Origin of the sequence: Halomonas sp. AOP25-F1-15 (assembly GCF_052378675.1) — a bacterium.
In the GTDB taxonomy this organism is placed as follows: Bacteria; Pseudomonadota; Gammaproteobacteria; order Pseudomonadales; family Halomonadaceae; genus Vreelandella; species Vreelandella casei.
The window spans coordinates 1-265 of record NZ_JBQSXV010000028.1; the positions used below are offsets into that span (position 1 = coordinate 1).

The 265-nt window shown below is 61.1% G+C and carries 1 pseudogene; it reads right to left on the reverse strand.

The features are described 5' to 3' along the window. Positions 1 to 265: pseudogene (locus ACT3TF_RS17205) on the reverse strand (electron transfer flavoprotein subunit beta/FixA family protein); the annotation flags it as partial.

Genomic DNA, 265 nt, shown 5'->3' on the forward strand with positions numbered 1-265 from the left:
TGCGGCGAGCATTTGGCCGGTTTGGTTATTGTCGGTGTCAATCGCCTGCTTGCCGAGAATCACCAGGCCGGGCTGCTCTTGCTCGACGACCTTGGCCAGCAGCTTGGCTACCGCCAGGGATTCCACGCGCTCGTTAGTTTCAATATGAATAGCGCGATCGGCGCCCAGCGCCAGCGCGGTACGCAACTGCTCTTGCGCGGCTTTAGGGCCGACAGAAACGGCGATCACTTCCGTGGCCACGCCCTTCTCTTTAAGACGCACCGCC